Source organism: Thauera phenylacetica B4P (assembly GCF_000310225.1).
Lineage (GTDB): Bacteria > Pseudomonadota > Gammaproteobacteria > Burkholderiales > Rhodocyclaceae > Thauera > Thauera phenylacetica.
Genome location: NZ_AMXF01000290.1, coordinates 1 through 4,424, shown reverse-complemented (window position 1 = coordinate 4,424; position 4,424 = coordinate 1). Strand labels below are relative to the sequence as shown.

Here is a 4,424-nt window from a genome sequence, read left to right as displayed (position 1 = left end):
TGGCGGGCCGCCCGCGGGCGCCGCGCCTACTGCCCGGCGCCCAGCGTGCGTGCGCGCTCGAGCGCGGCCTTGCGCGCGGCGGCGTCCGGCGGGGCGATCTCCAGCCAGTTGCCGAGGTGGCCGCGCACCAGCCTGGCCAGCGCCTTGATCCAGGCGTCGCGCTCGTTCAGGCAGGGGATGTAGTGGAAGGTCTGGCCGCCCTTTTCCAGGAAGGCCTCCTTGCACTCCAGCGCGATCTCTTCCAGCGTCTCCAGGCAGTCGCCGACGAAGCCCGGGCACATCACGTCCACCCGGCGCACGCCCTGTGCGGCGAGGTGCTCGAGCGTGGGCTGGGTGTAGGGCTTGAGCCACTCCGCCTTGCCGAAGCGCGACTGGAAGGTGACCAGCACGCGCTCGCGCGCCACGCCGAGGCCTTCGGCCACCAGGCGGCCGGTCTTGTGGCACTCGCAGTGATAGGGGTCGCCGAGATCGAGCGAGCGCCGTGGCACGCCGTGGAAGCTGAGCAGCAGGCGCTCGGGCTCGCCGGCGACCGCCCAGTGCTCGCGCACGCTCTTCACCAGGGCGTCGATGTAGCCGGGGTCGTCGTGGAAGTTGCGCACGAAGCGCATCTCGGGCTGGTTGCGCCACTGCGCCAGGCTGCGGCCGACCTCGTCGACGACGGTGGCGGTGGTGCTCGCGGAGTACTGCGGGTACATCGGCACCACCAGGATGCGGGTGCAGCCGCGCGCGCGCATGGCGTCCAGGGTGTCGCCGATCGAGGGCGCGCCGTAGCGCATCGCGTAATCGACGTCGAGCCCGTCGTAGCCGTCCTTGGCGAGGTAGCCGGCGAGCAGCTTGGTCTGGCGCACCGTGTGCACCAGCAGCGGCGAGCCCTCGTCGGTCCAGATGCTGGCGTACTTCTTCGCCGAGGCCTTGGGTCGGGTGGTGAGGATGATGCCGTTGAGGATCGGCCACCACACCAGGCGCGGGATCTCGACCACGCGCGGGTCGGAGAGGAACTGCTTGAGGTAGGGGCGCAGCGCGGCGGCGGTAGGGGCGGCGGGGGTGCCGAGGTTGACCAGCAGCACGCCGGTGCGTGGGGCGCTGTCGTGGCGATAGATCGGTTCGGGCCGGGAGCGGGGCATCGTGGTCCTTGGGTGGAGGTCGTGCGCGCGGCGAGGCACGCACGCCGGAGTCAGTGCTTGGAAGACAGGGCGTTCGAGAGCAGCCGGGCGGTGATGTCGACGATCGGGATCACACGGTCGTACGCCATGCGGGTGGGGCCGATGACGCCGAGCGAGCCCACCACCTGGCCGTCGACCTCGTAGGGCGCGGTGATCACGCTGCAGCCGTCGAGCGGGGCGAGGCCGGATTCGCCGCCGATGAAGATCTGCACGCCCTCGGCGCGGTTGGACAGGTCGAGCAGCTGGAGCAGGCCGGTGCGCTGCTCGAAGAGCTTGAAGAGCTCGCGCAGCTGCGACATGTTGCTCGACAGGTCCTCGACGTCGAGCAGCTTGGTCTCGCCCGACAGCACGTAGCTCGCCGAGCTGTCCTCGGCGGCCTCCGAGCCGGCGTCCACGGTGGCGGCCATCAGCTCGCTCATGTCGCTGCGCAGCTGGCGCAGCTCGTCCCCCACGCGGCGGCGGATCTCGTCGAAGGACAGGCCGGCGAAGTGCTCGTTGAGGTAGGTGGCGGCGCCGTGGAGCTCGGCCGGCGTGTAGGCGCGCCGGGTGATGAGCAGGCGGTTCTGCACGTCGCCGCCGGTGGTGACGATGATCAGCAGGATGCGGTTCTCGGCCAGGCTGATGAACTCGAACTGGCGGATGCGCACCGCGTCCTTGCGCGGCGCCACCACCACGCCGGCGAACTGGGTGAGCTCGGAGAGCAGGTGCGAGGCCGAGCTGATCAGGCGCTGCGGCTGGTTGGGCAGCAGCTGGCCCTCGAGGGCGCGCACGCGGGCGTTCTCGAGCGGCTGCACGGTGAGCAGCGAGTCGACGAAGAAGCGGTAGCCGAGCGCGGTCGGGATGCGCCCCGCCGAGGTGTGCGGGCTGGCGATGAAGCCCATCTCCTCGAGGTCGCTCATCACGTTGCGCACCGTGGCGGGCGACAGCTCGAGGCCGGAGTAGCGCGACAGCGCGCGCGAGCCGACCGGCTGGCCGTCCGCGATGTGGCGTTCGATCAGGGTCTTGAGGAGGATCTGGGAGCGTGCGTCGAGCGGATTCATGGCTGCCTGGGGTCGATAAGCCGATTCTAGTGAAGCTCGCCGACCCTGGCCACTGCGGGCCACCGCGCGCGGGCTCGGCGGTGCGGGCTCGGCGGTGTCAAGCACGGGGACGATTGTGGTTTAATCGGCGCCCATGAGCACGCCATTCCGCACGCTTGCCCTCATCGGCAAATACCAGAGCCCCGACGTGGCCGAGTCGGTGCTGTCGATCGCCCGTTTCCTGCGCGATCGCGGCCTTGCGGTGTTGATCGAGCAGGGTACCGCGAGTTCCATCGGCGGCGCCCACGATTTTCCGGTGGCAAGCTACGAGCATATCGGCGCCAGCGCCGACCTCGCGGTGGTGATCGGCGGCGACGGCACCATGCTGCACACCGCGCGCCGGCTGATCGAGCACGGCGTGCCGCTGGTGGGCGTGAACCTCGGCCGCCTCGGTTTCCTCACCGACATCGCGCGCTGCTCGGCCACCGAGCGCCTCGCCGAGATCCTCGACGGCGCCTTCACCGCCGAGGACCGCTTCATGCTCGACGTCGAGGTGCTGCGCGGCGGCGCACGCGTGTTCCACACGCTCGCGCTCAACGACGTGGTGGTGAATAAGGGCGAGCTCGGGCGCATGATCGAGTTCGAGCTGTCGATCGACGACGAGTTCGTCTACACCCAGCGCTCGGACGGCATGATCGTGTCCACGCCCACCGGCTCGACCGCCTACGCGCTCTCGGCCAACGGCCCGATCCTGCACCCGAGCGTAGGCGGGATCGCGCTGGTGCCGCTGTGCCCGCACGCGCTCACCGCACGCCCGATCACGCTGCCCGACTCCTGCCGCATCGACATCGCGCTGCTGCCGCCGCACGACGCCCGGGTGCACTTCGACGGCCAGACCCGCTTCGACCTGCGCGCGGGCGACTGCGTGCGCATGACACGCTCGAGCCGCAGCCTGCGCCTGCTGCATCCCCAGGGCTATTCCTACTTCGCGATGCTGCGCCAGAAGTTGCACTGGAGCGCGGCGCCCAGGGTGTGAGCTCACCCCCGGCCCGAGCGCCGCGCCGCCACCCTCCACGCCAGTCGTTCCGAGTCCGTCGTCCCGAGTCCGTCGTCCCGACCCCACCCCACCCGCGACCGCCGCTGCCATGCTCCGCCGCCTGACCATCCGTGACTTCGTCATCGTCGATCGCCTCGACCTCGAGTTTGCCGCCGGCTTCGGCGCGCTGACCGGGGAGACCGGCGCCGGCAAGTCGATCCTGCTCGATGCGCTCGGGTTGGCGCTTGGCGGGCGCGGCGAGGCGGCGATGGTGCGCAGCGGCCGCGAACGCGCCGACGTCGCCGCCGAGTTCGACCTGCCCGCGGGCGAGGGGCTGGCGGCCTGGCTCGCCGAGCAGGCGCTGCCGGCTGACGAGGGCATGCTGATCCTGCGCCGCACGATCGACGCCGGCGGTCGCAGTCGCGCGTGGATCAACGGCGTGGCGGCCACGCTCGCGCAGCTGCGCGCCGCCGGCGAGTGGCTCGCCGACATCCATGGCCAGCACGCGCACCATGCATTGCTGCGCGCCGACGCGCAGCGCGACCTGCTCGACGCCCAGGCGGGCGCCGGCGTGCTGGTCGCCGAGGTGGCCGCGCGCCACCGCGAGTGGCAGCGCCTGCTGCGCCTGCAGCGCGAGGCCGAGGCCGATTCGGCGAGCACCGCGCGCGAGCGCGAGCTGCTCGCCTGGCAGCTGCGCGAGCTCGAGCAGGTCGGCTTCGACACCGAGGAATGGGCGGAGCTAAACGCCGAGCACGGCCGCCTCGCCCACGCCGCGAGCCTGATCGAGGGTGCGGAGGAGGCGGTGGTCGCGCTCGGCGAGGGCGAGCTCGCGGTGTGCTCGGTGCTCGGCCGCCTCGACGGCCGCATCGCCGCGCTGGCCGACTTCGACGCCGGGCTGGCGGACGTGCGCGAGCTCATCTCCGCCGCCGCGATTCAGGCCGACGAGGCCCTGCACGCGCTGCGCCGCTATCGCGACCGGCTCGACCTCGATCCCGGACGCCTCGCCGAGCTCGAGCGCCGCATCGCCGCGGTGATGGAGGCGGCGCGCAAGTATCGCGTGCAGCCCGAGGAGCTGCCTGCGCTCGCGCAGCAGTGGCGCGAGCGGCTCGACACCCTGGAGGCGACCGCCGACCCGGGGCGCCTGGCCGCGGCGGCGCAGGCGGCACAGGCGGGCTACGACGCTGCGGCGGCGAAGCTGAGCGCGGC

4 protein-coding genes are annotated in these 4,424 nt (G+C 72.0%); 2 read left to right on the top strand and 2 right to left on the bottom strand.

All coding sequences use genetic code 11. The annotated features are described in order from the left end of the window. Nucleotides 1-26: 26 nt before the first annotated feature. Together hemH and hrcA are read right to left on the bottom strand one after the other, a co-directional pair. Nucleotides 27-1,124 (bottom strand): ferrochelatase, encoded by a 1,098-nt coding sequence (gene hemH / locus C667_RS20605; RefSeq protein WP_004381121.1) that lies wholly within the window; start codon nucleotides 1,122-1,124, stop codon nucleotides 27-29. 50 nt (nucleotides 1,125-1,174) lie between these two features. Then, entirely contained in the window at nucleotides 1,175-2,203 is a 1,029-nt protein-coding gene (hrcA, locus tag C667_RS20600; protein ID WP_004381119.1) for a heat-inducible transcriptional repressor HrcA, read from the bottom strand. 133 nt (nucleotides 2,204-2,336) lie between these two features. Between hrcA and C667_RS20595 the strand changes: the two genes are divergently transcribed. Together C667_RS20595 and C667_RS20590 are read left to right on the top strand one after the other, a co-directional pair. Then, nucleotides 2,337-3,218, top strand: a complete 882-nt coding sequence (locus C667_RS20595; RefSeq protein ID WP_004381117.1) for an NAD kinase — start codon at nucleotides 2,337-2,339, stop codon at nucleotides 3,216-3,218. 109 nt (nucleotides 3,219-3,327) lie between these two features. Continuing rightward, the coding region (locus C667_RS20590; RefSeq protein ID WP_004381115.1) for an AAA family ATPase at nucleotides 3,328-4,424 on the top strand (1,097 nt) is incomplete at its 3' end.

Bases quoted from the DNA above. Each gene is read 5' to 3' on its own strand.
- hemH (WP_004381121.1), bottom strand. From the start codon at position 1,124: ATGCCCCGCTCCCGGCCCGAACCGATCTATCGCCACGACAGCGCCCCA.
- C667_RS20595 (WP_004381117.1), top strand. From the start codon at position 2,337: ATGAGCACGCCATTCCGCACGCTTGCCCTCATCGGCAAATACCAGAGC.
- hrcA (WP_004381119.1), bottom strand. From the start codon at position 2,203: ATGAATCCGCTCGACGCACGCTCCCAGATCCTCCTCAAGACCCTGATC.